General features: G+C 40.6%; 10 protein-coding genes and 1 pseudogene. 5 read left to right on the top strand and 6 right to left on the bottom strand.

The window, feature by feature from the left end; all coding sequences use genetic code 11:
• The 3 genes and pseudogenes from IH879_09295 to IH879_09285 all read right to left on the bottom strand — a co-directional run.
• Window positions 1-1,131 (bottom strand): SAM-dependent DNA methyltransferase (locus IH879_09295; GenBank protein MCH7675135.1); only part of this gene is annotated, 1,131 nt, incomplete at its 3' end.
• Window positions 1,132-1,334: 203 nt separating this feature from the next.
• Window positions 1,335-1,613 (bottom strand): hypothetical protein, encoded by a 279-nt coding sequence (locus IH879_09290; GenBank protein MCH7675134.1) that lies wholly within the window; start codon window positions 1,611-1,613, stop codon window positions 1,335-1,337.
• 98 nt (window positions 1,614-1,711) lie between these two features.
• Window positions 1,712-2,418: pseudogene (locus IH879_09285) on the bottom strand (ion transporter).
• A gap of 365 nt (window positions 2,419-2,783) precedes the next feature.
• On the opposite strand from IH879_09285, the gene IH879_09280 reads away from it, so the two are divergent.
• Window positions 2,784-2,957 carry a hypothetical protein gene (locus IH879_09280; protein ID MCH7675133.1) on the top strand — a complete coding sequence of 58 codons (174 nt, stop codon included), beginning with the start codon at window positions 2,784-2,786 and terminating at the stop codon, window positions 2,955-2,957.
• An 860-nt stretch (window positions 2,958-3,817) separates the two neighbouring features.
• Here the strand turns inward: IH879_09280 and IH879_09275 are convergent.
• A complete protein-coding gene (locus IH879_09275) occupies window positions 3,818-4,666 on the bottom strand; it encodes a DUF4382 domain-containing protein (GenBank protein ID MCH7675132.1) in 849 nt (282 codons plus the stop codon).
• Window positions 4,667-5,265: 599 nt separating this feature from the next.
• On the opposite strand from IH879_09275, the gene IH879_09270 reads away from it, so the two are divergent.
• The 4 genes from IH879_09270 (at window position 5,266) to IH879_09255 (ending at window position 11,766) form a co-directional block, all read left to right on the top strand.
• Complete coding sequence (locus IH879_09270) at window positions 5,266-7,467, top strand: serine/threonine protein kinase (protein MCH7675131.1); 2,202 nt, start codon at window positions 5,266-5,268, stop codon at window positions 7,465-7,467.
• A gap of 332 nt (window positions 7,468-7,799) precedes the next feature.
• Window positions 7,800-8,159, top strand: coding sequence for a hypothetical protein (locus IH879_09265; GenBank protein MCH7675130.1), 360 nt, complete (start codon window positions 7,800-7,802; stop codon window positions 8,157-8,159).
• A 9-nt stretch (window positions 8,160-8,168) separates the two neighbouring features.
• Window positions 8,169-11,303 carry a T9SS type A sorting domain-containing protein gene (locus tag IH879_09260; GenBank protein ID MCH7675129.1) on the top strand — a complete coding sequence of 1,045 codons (3,135 nt, stop codon included), beginning with the start codon at window positions 8,169-8,171 and terminating at the stop codon, window positions 11,301-11,303.
• 292 nt (window positions 11,304-11,595) lie between these two features.
• On the top strand, window positions 11,596-11,766 hold the full coding sequence (locus tag IH879_09255) for a hypothetical protein (protein ID MCH7675128.1): 171 nt from the start codon (window positions 11,596-11,598) through the stop codon (window positions 11,764-11,766).
• Window positions 11,767-12,046: 280 nt separating this feature from the next.
• Here the strand turns inward: IH879_09255 and IH879_09250 are convergent, their stop codons facing one another.
• Both IH879_09250 and IH879_09245 read right to left on the bottom strand, forming a co-directional pair.
• Entirely contained in the window at window positions 12,047-13,210 is a 1,164-nt protein-coding gene (locus IH879_09250; GenBank protein MCH7675127.1) for a SpoIIE family protein phosphatase, read from the bottom strand.
• Between the two features lie 36 nt (window positions 13,211-13,246).
• The coding region (locus IH879_09245; protein MCH7675126.1) for a GHKL domain-containing protein at window positions 13,247-14,486 on the bottom strand (1,240 nt) is incomplete at its 5' end.

Genomic DNA, 14,486 nt, shown 5'->3' with positions numbered 1-14,486 from the left:
TTTGGTCCATGGGGTTTCTGAGGCTTCTTTTTTATCGAAGAAGAGGACGTTTGCCTTGACGCCTTGGGCATAGAACAAACCTGTTGGCAGGCGTAACAAGGTATGCACATCGCAGTCATGTAAGAGTTTTCGGCGGATGGTTTCCCCTGCTCCACCTTCGAATAGGACATTATCCGGGACAATGATAGCAACGCGGCCATTGATTTTAAGTAAGGTTTTAACGTGTTGAACAAAGTTGAGTTGTTTATTTGATGTCGTTGCCCAAAAGTCATCGCGTTCAACAATATCGCGCTCTTTTGTGACTTTTCCCTCTTCTCCCACAATGGTGGTGCTGCTCTTTTTACCAAAGGGTGGATTGGTTAAGACAATATCAAATCGATCGCCCGGATCTGCTGCTAGAGAATCTTTTGCTTCAATGGGTTCTTCATCCTGACTACCAATACCATGTAACAACATATTCATCGCACACAAACGAGTGACAGAATGAACCAGTTCTATTCCTTTTAACGTGCTTTCTTTTAGTGTCTTTTTTTCTGCTTTTGTCAGATTGGGATTTTTATTTACAATATAATCGTTTGACTTGAATAAAAAACCACCTGTTCCACAAGCAGGGTCACATATTGTTTCGCCTGGTTTAGGTGCTATAACATCAACGATTCCTTCAATTAACGGTCTTGGTGTAAAATACTGTCCTGCACCTCCTTTAGTATCTTGTGCATTCTTTTCTAATAATCCTTCATAAGCATCTCCTTTTACATCAGCACTCATAGCTGACCAATTTTCTTTATCCATTAGATCGACAAGCAACCTTCGTAGTTTGGAGGGATCCTGAAATTTATTTTGGGATTTATTAAAGATCAGCCCCATCAAACCTTTTTCATTACCTAAGCCTTCGAGGGTATGACGATAATGATCGAACAATTCATCACCGTCTTTTTTAATCAGACTCTGCCAATTGTATTTGCCTGGTACCGGGCTTTTTTGGTTATAGGGTGGCTTGGTTCGCTCATCAGCCATTTTAAGAAACAGCAAATACGTTAATTGCTCAACGTAATCACCATAACTCATGCCGTCATCACGAAGGACGTTACAGTAATTCCAGAGTTTTTGAACTATGTTTGAAGGACCCATATTTAACTCATCGTTTTAATTATATTTATCATCACATTATTACTTTATTTAAGTATCACTTAACACTATAATATACATCATGAAATCAAAAACACTTGCTTCTGCTAATACCTACCTTAGAAGCACCACATCTATCCAATTAGTAGCTAGAAATGTGGGGTCTTCAACGGCAATTGAAACAGGTAAACCTTCGCAAACCTATGTTACTCGTTATCGTGATGCTCGTTCCGGGAAGCTTGTCGATTCGAATAACTCAAAACATCATCGAAAACCTGTTTCATAGGGCTGTAATTACCTGCATGCCCCGCATGGATAGCGGAAATATATCGTTCTTTATCTGAATTCATAATCTCAAAATCCAGTGGTGGCTTGTCTGCCTGCAAGGCCATAATTGCCATGGGCGCGTGCCAATGCTCTGGCGTGGCGATGGTAATTGCATCGATCTCCTTTATTTCAAGCAGTTTTCGAATATCTTTTTCCATAAAATCCTAATTACAGGCTACAGTCAGATAAGGACTGTAAGATTTCGGAAATAATAATGGCTCAGAATCGATTTTTCGGACATACGGTTTTTTATTTCTTATCTATCTTGTTCATCTTCTTTAATAGTTTTGGTCAATGCTGACGCTAACAAACCAGTAGGGACAGCAATGATTCCTATGCTAATAATCGCTATAATGAAGTGAAAATCTTACCGCCAGCAGTAATTGGAAACATATCGCCATACCCAACGGTGGTTAAAGTTACAACTGCCCACCAAAGGCAGTGAAAAATCGATTTGAATTGTTCTGGTTGAGCTGGATTTTCAAAATAGTAAATACCGACAGATGCAATAAATAACAGAAATAATGTTGCAACCAAAAATAGAATCATCTCTTCCTTTACTGACAAAAATGCACTTTTGAATTTCTGAATTGCATTGCTGTATCTGAATACTTTGAATGCACGAAACAATCTAAATAATCTGAATATTCGAATGGAACGTAAATCGATGCCCCGAGCGATATAAAACGGAAGTATTGCAATTAGGTCAATAAGTCCATAAAAACTAAATATAACTTTCAGTTTTTTATCGGCAACAATTAAACGTAGTAAATATTCTATCGTGAAAATAGCAACAGTGATTACTTCAGCTATATTTAATATTATTTTTGTATTTACACTGAGGTCTGGGAGAGTTTCGATTGAAAACGAGACGAGTGATAAAACGATTAGGAATTGTATAAAGAAATCGAATGTCTTTCCGGCAGTCGTATCATTTTCTTCAATTATTTTTTTTAGTTGCATTAATCCGATAGCCTATCAAATCCAGTTTAGTTGTATTTTGGTATAACAAGTAGTCTATAGTTTCCCAAATAACACCGCAAGATTACAATTTTTCCATTGGGTGTCAAGGAAATTTAACGAACTACAAGAATATCTGACCCCTTGTGAGAATCTCAATACAGGCCATCGTCAGATAAGGACTGTAAGATTTTCGGAAATAATAAATGCCTCAGAATCGATTTTCGGACAAACTTAAAAAAAATGTCATTGGAAATAAAAAACCTAATTGAAGATTTAAATGGAAGGCTGAAAAGTGCTTACAATTTCTTTTTGTTTTTCGTCAATTTTCTTTTCAATTGAAAGAATGAATTGGCGAGGCGATTGAATTGATAGACTACGTTATGATAGAACTTTTCGGCATTAATTTGGTCGGGTGTTTTGCCGAAATCCGGATCGGAAAATATATCGGGAAGAATCATTTTTTGGTTGCTTTGTTCTTTTTTGGTGGAGATATTTCCATTGCTTTTTTAAGAGCCTTTGAAAGCTTGTTGAAATCCTAACAAAATAACACTACGATTGCGACTATTGTAGCGATATCGACTGCTATGAAAGCAGAATAAAGAATCGTATCAAACGTATCAAAGTCTCTTCCCTTCATTACACTTCGTTTTGCCGACATGCTATTCCTCATCAGATTAACCGCCACTGACCGTTTATTGAGATCAAGAGCCTTTAGGTTAAGGGCTACTGATTCCCTCACGAACGGATTTCGTCGATACAAAATGTGAACTACAACCAGAACATGTTTCCTTTGGTAAATATGATTTCATTGGCCAATCAGTTCCATGATAAACTGTTTGAGTATTATTATGACCACCTTGTTCCCACACTTGTCCACAAACAGGACATATTTTAACATTAAATTTCATATATAACCTTTCTCTATTATTTTACATGGACTTCCAATAGCCTTCCAATACAGATTTCATGCTGATAGACATATACAGCCTTATCAATTATACTTTAACACCTTGATTATGGTTCACTTATTGGAGGCTGGTTGACTGTTTAATGTCTGTCAATGAAGGCTGTAAAGGTATGAATTGTCTCGACCAGTGATTGGGGTAATGAATGGTGAAGGCTGGTAAAGGTAGAGGCTGGTTTTGATGGTGACCGTCCCCTACCCACAGAGCGAAGATCACGTGTGATGGGTTTGTTTCTTCACTTTAGATAAGTGGGTGGTAAATAATTTACAACACTGTAACATTTTATCTACCGTCCGAAATAAAGTGCCGTTGTCCCCACTTGTTCGGACGGTATTTATTTTTAAGGCATCAGATGAGAATAATACTAATTGCTTATGAAGCGAGATATTGAGAGGGTGATGTTGACGTAATCACCCTCACATTAGGAAAGATTGTTACTGCTTAGGCGTCAACTCGAAATCTTGTTGAGTTTCATTTCCGGCAACTACTTCTAATCCGGATGCGGATACTGTATCGTGGTCGGCCTTCGTCGTATATACAGAATAGTTGCCTGTGAGGACACCAATCAATGCGTAATACCCATTGGTGCCTGTAAAAGTCGTTGAAACCACTGAATCCTGTTCCACCCAAACCGCTGCATTTTCGAGTACGGTCGAGGCATTATCCGTAACAACGCCAGTAATTCTTCCGGCAGTGGACATATTTACTGCTCTGATAACTGGTTTGAAATGAAATCCCTTAATGCCTGCGGGGGTATTTGGATTACCTTGAACTTCGAAGGATTTACTGACATCGAAATCCAACAAGAGTTCGGAAGTGAGTCCACCTACAACTTCAATAGCCGGCTCAATGAAGATTTTAATTCCTGTCTGAGCACCACTTGGAACTTTCATTACAAATTCAGAACCATCCTTTAAGAGAATGTTGGCCTCCGATACGTATAATCGAACCAGATTGTAACTTCCAATAGGAATGTCTATCTCGACTAAATCTTCGGTCACATCGTTTTGTAACTCTAACAAATTAAACTTTACGGTATCTTCTGATAGAGTGATAAACGGTCTACCAGCATCCTCTGTCGCTCGTCGTATTTCGATTTTGGTGATAATGACATTGGCCTCGTCTATCAAATCGATTGGAAACGGAGCGTCAGTAAGGCGAATAAGGATTGTTCCTTCCGCATCACCTGGTTCAGTTACACTGTCTTCTGTACAGCTCAAGAAAATACTAAAAATAAGGGCTGTGATGATTAATAGAGAAGATTTCCAAAGATGCAATTTCATAGGTTTTCTCCAATAGATTTTTGAGATTATTGACTAAGGTTTCGGGAATGAAACAAATAGCAAATTCTATACCATTTTTTCTCATCCTATCAGTCGAAGAAATTTATTTCAATTTTGTATTATTTTCCACCACATGGTTGGTTTTTACTCAACTAAGGTGTCTCTGAACTACCCATGTGAGGATAAAATCGAATATTTATCGAAAAAGAAACAGAAGAATAAATATTCTCACTTGAAAAAGTAAAGCCCCCGAAGCGGTCAAAGTTTTCGGGGGCTTTTTGTTTACAACTGAGAAAATACACGTGTGCCCATTCTGTATCAAGCACCAGCTGTTTCAAGGTGGTACAATAATTGCGTAATTTAAAGTTGTACAGTGCGTGAAAGCCCAAAAGAAAAGAAAATTTTTACCTTTTTGTAATCGGTCATCCAATACAACTACAATTTAGTAAGAATCTCCGACCAATATAACTCAAATTAATTTTGGACCTCAGACAGTTGAAGTCCTCAAAAAGGAGGTTCATTTGGGTGAAGAGAAGTTAAAATGATCTCAGCAAACACTGCATTTCAAGTTCATCTTGCAAAAAAATCAGTCCTGTCCCATGATTGACAAAAAGATTGACAACTATCTTATTAAAGAAATCCTTGGTATAGGTACCATGGCGATTGTCTACAAAGCTCTGGACATGGTTTCAGGAGAAACTGTAGCTGTCAAAATGATTGACCCAACATATTTTAGCGATGTAAATAAATTGAAGTGTTTTAATGAAGAGATAAAAAGATTAACAAAGGCGAAACATCCTTATATTGCTAAGGTCGACAAATTTCTAAAAGAGGATAATGATTTTTTCATAGTGATGGAATATGTGCGTGGAGAAAGACTAGATGAATATTTTCAAAAATACGGACCTATTTCTTGGAAAAACACATTATCAATCATTGATCAAATCCTACAGGCGATAGAATATGCTCATAAGCACGATGTGTTTCACCGCAATATCAAACCAAGTAATATTATTATAAACGATCGTGGCTTTGTGAAAGTGATGGATTTTGGGTTAGAAACAGCTTATCAGCACAATTCAGACGGCGTTCCGCCAGCTCATATTTTAAAATATATGTCACCTGAAAGAGTGAGGTTATCACCAAACATCAATTATCAAAAAGACGATATTTATTCTCTTGGCATGACTTTTTACGAGATATTGGCGGGTCGAACTCCATTTGAAGAAACCGAGAACGAAAAAGTTATTCAAAATGCTATCCTTAGAAAAAACGTAGCTTCACCTAATAAAATAAATCCTAAAATTCCAGAGGGTTTGGCTCGAATCGTGATGCATGCTATTGCAAAGAAGCCAAAGGCGCGCTACAAAACTGTGGTTGAAATGCTCGCAGCGTTTAAAGAATTTCAGGAATCGTTCTATTCTCATTCAAATCATCAACAATTACCGCCGCTTTCGAAGAAGCCAATTCCTCCGCGACCGCCGCTAACTTTAAAAAAGCCGTATTATGTATGGTTGTCGGCAATCTTTGCTTTTCTTATGTTTGCAAGTTTATTTAGCAAGGCCCTAGATTATAAACAAATCATTCCTAACTTTTTGTTGACTACAAGGGCGTCGTTAAGTATAAAGACGGATCCAGGTAATGCACAGGTTTTTATTAATGAAAAATTCATTGGTAAATCACCAATAAGTGACTACCAGATTAAGCCTGGGACTGTGTCTGTTAAATTAGAAAAAGAGAATTTTTTTCCAGTTGATACTACCTTTATTCTCAAGAATGAATCATCATCCACATTTTCTTATGCTTTGCAACCGGCAGCATATACCTCGATTGAAGTGTCTCCAACCGATGCAGTAGTTATTTTGGATAAAAAAACTACACAGTTTGCAAACCGAAAAGATCTCTTTCTTCCTATTGGACCCCACATAATTGAAATCTCACGAGAGGGCTATGTTTCCAAGACAGAAAAATTTAACTTGGCTCAAGGAAAAAATCCCACTATGAATATCATCCTGGAGAAAGATTCTCAGGATTTGGTAACTTCAAATGATGCTAATATCATGACAATCCCACGAGTTCGCCCTCCAACAAAGCCTAAACCAGCAGCCTTGAGCGGGATCAGGTTTAATTCAATTCCCCAAGGAGCTACAATTTGGCTCGACGGAAGAAATTTCGGAATGACTCCAAAAACTGTACTACGAATCAACCCTGGTAAGCACAAAATAGCTTTAAGAAAAAAGGGCTACAAAGAGTACAGTGGTATTGTAACGTCAGAGAATAAAAAGATAATCTTAATGGGTGTAAATCTTCAACCAGTGATGGGACGGTTGGAGGTGTTCGTTAAACCTTACGGTTCTATTTACATCGATGGCAAGCTGCACAAAAAAAATTGGAATGTTAAATATGCAACAGCACTCAGCACTGGGCGTCATCTGCTTAGATTAGAACATCCATTTTTCGGATTCATCGAAAAGACCGTGAACATTGATTCTGAACAAACTCAAAGGATAGATTTCAATTTCAATAGAAAAGCTACACTGATAGTTTTGGCTTTTGATCGATCCAACAATATCGTTTATGGTGAAATCTTGTTAGATGGACAATTTATCGGTCGATATACGCCAGGCGAACTTGCATTGCAAGTGGGTCAACATAAAATTGCAGTAAGACACGCAGATTATTTCATAACTGAGCAAGAAATTAATCTTGAATCCGATCGTAGGTTGAGGTTGGTTCTTCATCGAAAATTGAGTTCTAGAATTGAGAGTCTTAAATCTCCTGGTTTAGTGCGAAAACAATAGACAAAGCCTTTTGTGAATAGCTATCCGCTAACATTCTATGCCAAATTTGCTTTAGAATAAATTCACTTAATGAATTCAGAACAAATCCTAAGGGATAACAAATGCGACGAAATAACCTGGCTCACAGGTTTTTAGTTTTTTTTCTCACCGGTCTGCTTAGTTTCACTTTCATTTACGACACCCGCTCATTTGCTAAGACGCGATTACCGAAAAATTGTGAGAAAGAACTAGTAATAGCTGAATGGAATTATCGTGAAGGCTCTTTCGACGAGGCTATTCAAATATTGCTCAGATTAAGATATAAAAAGGGGTGTCGTGAACAGGAGAAAGCGTTGGCTTATAAACTTCTTGCAAAGATCTACATTGCTAAAAACTACTTAGAGCAGGCAAGATTGGCCATAAGAAAAATGCTGGAATTAGATGGCAATATTGTTCTGGACCCCGGTAAGGAACCACCTCCATTTATTTACTTGTTCAAAGAAGCGAAAAAGGTGCTCGAAGAAGAAAAATCGGTTGTTGCGACAGGCAAACCTCAAAAAAAGAAAAGTAATTTTAAACTTTGGCCATGGCTTGTGGGTACTGGCGTTGCGGGAGCCGCCGCATTCATAGTTTTTGGAGGAGGCGAAGCGGACGATAGCTTTGGTTCTAGCGGTTTTCCTCGACCGGTGGGCAGACCAGACAATGATAATTAAAATATATGTATGATGATATTACGCTTGCAGATGAGATTTTTTAAAAAGATGGGCACTAAATTATTGACTCTAGGCTTTAGCTTTCTTACCATCGCCAGTTGTTTAGCTCAGGCAGAATTTAAAATGACTGCAAATGATGGCACAAAAGACAACCTATTTGGGATTTCGGTTGCTGTCAGCGGTAACTATACTATAGTTGGGGCCAGCGGTGATAATGATTTAGGTGACCGTTCAGGCTCTGCCTACATTTTCGAACGGAATGGTGGCAATTGGAGTCAGGCCGCAAAACTTCTTGCAAGTGATGGCGCTAAAGATGATCGCTTTGGAATTTCGGTGGCGATCAGCGGTAACTATGCTATTGTAGGCGCCACTGATGATGACGATGATGACGATGATGACGATTTAGGCAATAAATCAGGCTCCGCGTACATCTTCGAATTGAACGGCGCCAACTGGTTTCAAGTGACAAAGCTAACGGCCAACAATGGAGCTAAAGACGATTTATTCGGAAGTTCCGTCTCAATTAGTGGCGAATATGCAATAGTTGGCGCCCCCGGTGATGATGATTTGGGTGGCAAATCAGGCTCAGCTTACATTTTCAGGCGTAACGGTGCAACCTGGATTCAGTCTGGGAAACTGGTTGCAAGTGATGGCGCTAAAGAAGATCGCTTTGGAATTTCAGTGGCGATAAATAGTGAATATGCAATTATTGGTGCCGATGGAGATGACCTTACAAATGTCCCTAATGCAGGTTCTGCTTACATTTTTAAGCGCAATGGTTTCAACTGGCTTCAGACAAAGAAACTGACAGTAAATAACCCAGCTAAAAAAGATAGATTTGGCATTGCAGTTGCTATCAGTGATACATTTGCCATCGTTGGGGCTAACGGTGACGATAAGGCTTCAGGTTCCGCTTACATTTTCACCAATACTGGTTCCAATTGGATTCAGATAAAAGAGCTAATTGCAAATGATAGGAGTATTGGGGACGGCTTTGGAAACTCCGTTTCGCTCAAAGGCGATTATGCCATCATCGGTGCTAGCGGCGACAACGATTTGGGTGACAATTCAGGGTCCACCTATATTTTCAAGCGCAGTATGTCTGATTGGATACAAGTAAGAAAACTAACTGCAAGTGACGGTACCAATCAAGATCTGTTTGGATTATCAGTCGCAATCGGTGAAGACTATGCTATTGTGGGGGCTAGCAGGGATGATGATTTGGGGAATCAATCAGGCTCTACATACATCTACAACTTTGCCGTCCTTTCCATAGCACCGCTTAGTCTTGACTTTGCGGACAGCCTAAACACACAAATGTTCACTCTCACTAATAGCGGTTTCGGAGGGAATGTGGGTTGGCTCATATCAACCGATCAGTCCTGGATCAGTGCGAGTTCAGTTAGTGGCCGTTTGGCTATTGGCTCTCAGAGCGTAGCCGTGACCATTGATCGAACGGGCTTACCCGCTGGCAACTACACTGGTACTGTCACTATCGATTCGAACGTTGGAAAAAAGATTGTACAAATTAGGATGACAGTAAAAGGGGCGCTGGCCATAAGCACCGATCTTGCAACAAACGTTAACGTAACAACCGCCACACTCAATGGTAGTGTCAATCCCAATGGGGTTATCGCTGATATCATCTTTGAATACGGCTTAACAACAAATTATGGGCAGACGATAGCAGCGACGTCAAGCCCTGTTACCGGCAGAAACCCAGTTTCCGTTAGCACAGAAATCGCCGGTCTATCTCCGGGTACTGCATATCATTATAGAATAGTTGCAACCAGCTCAGCCGGAACAACAACAGGTGCAGATCGGACATTTACAACCTATCAAGCAACATTTAAGATAAGTACAACGCTCAACTTTCCAGATCGCTCTAGCGCCTTTGACTACAATGCAACGGAATATCGCATCTTTGGATTGCCGGGTGCGAGCAACCAACTGGTGACAGATTTTCTTTCAGGAGTACAAAATGAAGACTGGCAAGTTTTTTGGGACAACGGTGAATCAAGCGATTATCTTGTAGAATATGATGGTTCAGAAAATTTTCGCTTTGCAGTTGGACGAGCATTTTGGATAATAAATAGAGGGCCTTTGTCCATTAACACAACCGTAGCTTCTGAGCCGCTCGATGCTGATGGCGAAGTTGAAATTCCTCTACAACCGGGCTTTAATCTGATAACCAATCCATTTCCAACTCCCATCAACTGGAGGAATGTTCAAAATCTCAATGGTAATGTGGGGCCTATTTTTGCCTATGACAGTTCATTTGTGCAATCACAAAGCTTTGATCCTTTCATAGGCTACTATTTCTTCAACGACAGTCTAACATCCCTCAAAATTCCTTACAGCCTTACTTTTTCACCATCCCTTGAGTTAACATCAGTGGATAAACATATTTGGAGAATTAACATTTCACTTTCATCGAGAAAATTTAGTAGCCAATCTATCTTGGCTGGAACTGCGAGTAATGCACGCCCCGGAATCGACCGATTTGATTATCGAAAACCGAGGCATATTGCTCCTGTACCTTCTGTCTATTTTCATCACCCAGAATGGGATAACGATTACACCACGTTTGCCACGGATATTCGCCCGGAGATAAACAAATCCGAAACATGGGAATTTCAAGTGTTTTCACCGCTTCGGGAGCCGTTGTATCTCTCATTCTCACACATCGAATCTATACCCTGGCTATTTGATGTATATTTAATCGATGATACTAAGGGAGATTTTGTCAATCTGCATTTGGACTCAAGGTATCGTTTTACTCCCACAAATGAGGTGTCAACATTTCGACTGGTTATCGGCGAGAGCGACGCTCTGGAAGAAACGCTCGATTCAATTCGACCCGCCGAATTTGTTTTGGGAAATAATTATCCTAATCCGTTTAATCCCTCTACAACCTTTTTTATATTCTTACCGATTGCTTCAGAGATCAAAGTTAAGATTTACAATATTCTTGCAGAAGAAGTAAAAACGATTTATACAGGACATGCTCAAGTAGGAAGGCACACATTTAGTTGGAGCGGTATTGATGATAGTGGAAAAGAGGTTGCAAGCGGCGTTTATCTTTATAGCTTAACTGCGAACACAAAAATTTCATTAACGGGCAAAATGATCTTGTTGAAGTGAATCCTCTTCGCTTAATGTTTTCTTGCACCCCAGGAGGGACTCGAACCCGCAACCTTTGGCTCCGGAGGCCAACGACGTCCTCTTTGCCAGTTATTGTTTTTATAATACTTAAAGCCTTTTTTATTTTTCCCGGGTGCGATTTGGGTGCGAAAGTGTCGACGAAAAGTGCATTAAAATGAGCTAACTGCATGGGTTAGCATATATTGAAACTTTAAGAAAACTTAGCAACCATCAATAGTTGGTTTTTGAGGCCGATATTTAGCGAAATAGCATTTTACCAAGTGGGGGATTGATGAAAATTGATAAACTTTTTACGAACTATGATTGTCTCGAGGCCACAATAGTCAATAGTGATGACTTCAACGACCTGTTAATCAAATTCTTAGAAACTTTTGATGACCAGGACAGGCAGGCAATCCTCGCAATCTTTGCCCAATCCGAATTTGACTATCTTAAAAATTAACACACATATCAGCAAGGGAAACCCCGCAGCTGCTTGAACTTCCAGTGCGTTCGAGTTTAGTGTCTTGGGCCTTGTAAACGGTGCCCATCCCGCCAGCACCGAGCTTCTCGATGATTTTGTAATGGGATATGGTTTTGCCGACCATGGCTCAAATTCACTTTTCGTAATAGCTCCTTAAACCAGGGGTCATCGGCAATGGGTTCAAAACCAGAATAGGCATCCGCTGGAAACGATTGTTATAAACCTCAACGACCTTGGCAGCCTATTGCGATTCAGCATTTCATTTCGATAAATATCTCAACGCTAAACAGGTAATATCATCAGTTTGTGGCAGACCCTTGGAAAATGCCTGTACTTCCTCAATTACTTTTTCAGTAATTTCAGTCAATTGTAATTTGTAATTACGTTTTAGGCAATCCTCAAGTCTATCGGTTGCAAACTCATTTTCCTTCTCATTCTCTGCTTCCGTCACACCATCCGTGTAGAGAAACAGAGTGTCCCCAGGTTGCAGTTTGATTGTCTTCGATTCATATTCTGCGTCTTTAACGCCGCCCAGAAGCAGCCCGCCGATATTCTCCAGTTGCTCAACTTTGCCCTCTCCCGAAACCAGATAAGGCGGATTGTGCCCTCCGTTACAGTATTCCAAAGAGCCGTTGCGGGTATCCAGTATGCCATAGAAGAGAGTGACGAACATGTGCGAAAGACTTTCTTCCACAAGAATGTTATTTACTGCACCCAAGCAGACATCGGTTGGGACGCCTGTTACTGCCGTCGCTTTCAGGAAGGAACGGCTCGTGGCCATGAGTATTGCTGCCGGTACGCCCTTACCCGAGACATCTCCTATAGCAAAACCGATTCTGTGTTTGTCAAGAGGAAAGAAGTCATAGAAATCACCGCCAACTTCACTGGCTGTAATCATCTTGGCAAAAATATCAAACTCCTTTCTATCTGGAAAGGCTGGAAAAGTCTGCGGTAAAATGGATGTTTGTATTTCTGTCGCAATGTGTAATTCTCTCTGCAGAGCTGCAAGCTGGTCACGTGAGCTTATCGCCTCCTTCAGGATTTCCAGCTCTTTGAGGCATTTTTTGATTGTTATTTCCAAGTCAGTAAGATTGATTGGCTTGGTTACAAAATCAAAGGCGCCAAGGTTCATGGCAGTTCGTATATTTTTCATATCTCCGTATGCTGAAATGATGACAGACTTGAGTAGGAAGTCTAACTCATTAAGCTTGGTAAGCAGAGCCAGGCCACTCATTTTTGGCATATTTATGTCGGTGAGCAAGAGGTCTATGTCGCCATCGCTCTTTAACTTTTCGATCGCTTCCACGCCATTCTGAGCAAACACAAACTCATATTCCTTGTCGCGAATTTCTTTTCTGAACTTTTGGCGAACAAGCTGTTGCAACTGAGGTTCGTCATCTACTACCATTATCTTGGCTGGCATGTTTGAGTCTCAGGTTGTTCTTAGTATAATTTAGGTCTACTCCTTGGGAAGAGTGATAATAAATTCAGTGAAACTATCCCTCTCACTCTCCACTTTTATATCCCCTCTGTGCTCTTTTACTATGATATCGTAACTGAGAGAAAGGCCCAACCCCGTGCCTTCTCCAGGCGGTTTTGTGGTAAAAAAGGGATTGAAAATCTTATCTTTGATTTCTTCGGCAATGCCGGAACCATTATCGCGAATTCGGATTTCTACTTTATCGCCCAGGGATTTCGTTGAGACAGAAAGTGTTGGCGAATAGCCGTCTGGCAATTCTTTTGTCCTCTCCAATATTGCGTGACAGGCGTTATTGAGAATATTAAGAAAAACCCGGCCTAAATCTTGAGGTACAACAGAAATTTTGCCAATGGACTCGTCGTAGTCATTTTCCATCGTGGCTTCGAAAGCTGAATCCTGGGCTCTCATGCTGTGATATGCCAGGGCCAGATATTGATTCAGCAGGACATTTATATCCGTGTCCCGGCGTTCGCCGGTACCGCCTCTTGAGTGCAACAGCATGCCCTGGATGATGCTGTCGGCACGGCTGCCTGATTGTTGTATCTCCCCTGCATTGTAAGCAAGGTCTGTCAGAATCTCATCGACGTGTTCGGCTGTCTCAGAGTCCAGATGCTCTTTGTTTTTTTTAATTTCTTGTTTTAGCTCATCAACCAATCCTACCGAGAGCTCGGCAAAATTATTCACGAAATTTAATGGGTTTTTAATCTCATGTGCGATCCCTGCTGTCAGCTCACCGAGGGACGCCAGCTTCTCTTGAACCACAAGTTGCTTTTGGGTTCGGACCAGCTCCTCGTTTTTCTCCTGTAGGATTTGCAGCGTTTTTGCCTTGGCGATAGCAGAGATCGCATGTTCTCGGAACCGATTGAGTTTGCGGCTATCAGAGCGGTTAAAGGCTTCAGAGTCCGTCATGTTGAGAAACATCAAGAAACCCTCAAGAACGCCATCTAACTCCACAGTCATGGTCAGCAGGGATTTGGGGATGGCCAAATCTGCTAGCCTATCGTCATCTACGAGCGCCTTTAGGTTGCGCGGGAGATATACCCCTTTGTCGACTTCGTCGGGCGCATCAGCATAGCGGTTGGTCGCTTCTTCTTGACAAATAACAATGTCCTTGAGCACATCCGTTTCGTATCCCGCCCACGCAGCAAACCTAAACATACTGTCTCGCTGGTCACGAAGAAGAATGGCTCCTTTTTCCGCCTGCAGAAAAAGCCGCAAG

This window comes from candidate division KSB1 bacterium, from assembly GCA_022562085.1.
Taxonomy (GTDB): Bacteria; Zhuqueibacterota; Zhuqueibacteria; order Oceanimicrobiales; family Oceanimicrobiaceae; genus Oceanimicrobium.
The sequence above is the reverse complement of the archived record's forward strand: the minus strand, read 5'-3'. Positions and strand labels throughout refer to the sequence as shown.